The organism is Methylobacterium sp. DB0501, assembly GCF_011043735.1.
GTDB classification, from domain to species: Bacteria; Pseudomonadota; Alphaproteobacteria; order Rhizobiales; family Beijerinckiaceae; genus Methylobacterium; species Methylobacterium alsaeris.
The window spans coordinates 1-1,333 of the sequence record NZ_JAAKGV010000077.1; the positions used below are offsets into that span (position 1 = coordinate 1).

At 68.5% G+C, this 1,333-nt stretch carries 1 protein-coding gene and 1 pseudogene; both read right to left on the reverse strand.

All coding sequences use genetic code 11. The annotated features are described in order from the left end of the window. Positions 1-800: pseudogene (gene glmM, locus G4G93_RS35340) on the reverse strand (phosphoglucosamine mutase); the annotation flags it as partial. An 11-nt stretch (positions 801-811) separates the two neighbouring features. Next, the coding region (locus G4G93_RS35345) for an SIS domain-containing protein (protein ID WP_165091970.1) at positions 812-1,333 on the reverse strand (522 nt) is incomplete at its 5' end.

Below are 1,333 nucleotides of genomic sequence, written 5' to 3' on the forward strand. Positions count from 1 at the left end.
GCGACCACCGCCATCAGCTGGTCGCCGTCGACCTGCCGGCCCTTCTCGTCGACCACCAGCACCCGGTCGGCGTCGCCGTCGAGGGCGATGCCGATATCGGCGCGCAGCTCGCGCACCTTGCCGATCAGGGCCTCGGGCGCGGTCGAGCCGACGTCGCGGTTGATGTTGAAGCCGTCGGGCTCGGTGCCGATGGCGATGACCTCGGCGCCGAGCTCCCACAGGGTCTCGGGTGCGACCCGGTAGGCGGCGCCGTTGGCGCAATCGACCACGACCCGCAGGCCGTCGAGGGTGAGGTTGCGGGGCAGGGTGCGCTTGGCGAACTCGATATAGCGGGCATGCACGCTCTCGATGCGCTTGGCGCGGCCGAGGTCGTGGGAGCCGGCGAGCCTCGCCTGGAGGCTGGCGTCGATCAGGCGCTCGATCTCGCGCTCGACCTCGTCGGAGAGCTTGAAGCCGTCGGGTCCGAAGATCTTGATGCCGTTATCCTCGAACGGGTTGTGCGAGGCGGAGATCATCACCCCGATATCGGCGCGCATCGAGCGGGTGAGCATCGCGACGGCCGGCGTCGGCATCGGGCCGAGTTGCAGCACGTCCATGCCGACCGAGGTGAAGCCCGCGATGAGGGCGGTCTCGATCATGTAGCCCGACAGGCGGGTATCCTTGCCGATCACGACGCGATGGCGGTAGTCGCCACGGTGGAACACGAGCCCGGCGGCCTGGCCCACCTTGAGCGCGAGTTCCGGCGTGATGATGCCGTTGGCCCGGCCCCGGATGCCGTCGGTTCCGAAGTACTTGCGCATGGGGAAGGACCTCACTCCACCGTGACGGACTTGGCGAGATTGCGCGGCTGGTCGACGTCTTTCCCGAGCACCGCGGCGGTGTGGTAGGCCAGCAGCTGCACCGGCACCGCGTAGACGATCGGCGCGATCACCGGGTCGAGATCCGGCATCGCCAGGGTCGCGAGCGTGTCGAGGCCGGCGGAATCCTTTCCCGTCATGCTGCTGATCAGCACGATCCTGCCGCCGCGTGCGGCGACCTCCTGCATGTTCGAGACGGTCTTCTCGAAGGTCGCATCGTGCGGGGCGATCACGATCACCGGAACCGCGTCGTCGATCAACGCGATCGGCCCGTGCTTCAGCTCGCCCGCCGCGTAGCCCTCGGCGTGGATGTACGAGATCTCCTTCAGCTTCAGCGCGCCTTCCAGCGCCATCGGGTAGGCCGTGCCCCGGCCCAGATAGAGAACGTCCCGCGCCTTGGCGATCTCGCGGGCCAGCACCTCGATCTCGTCCTCGCGCTTGAGCGCCTCGGCCATCAGCCCCGGCACCTTGATCAG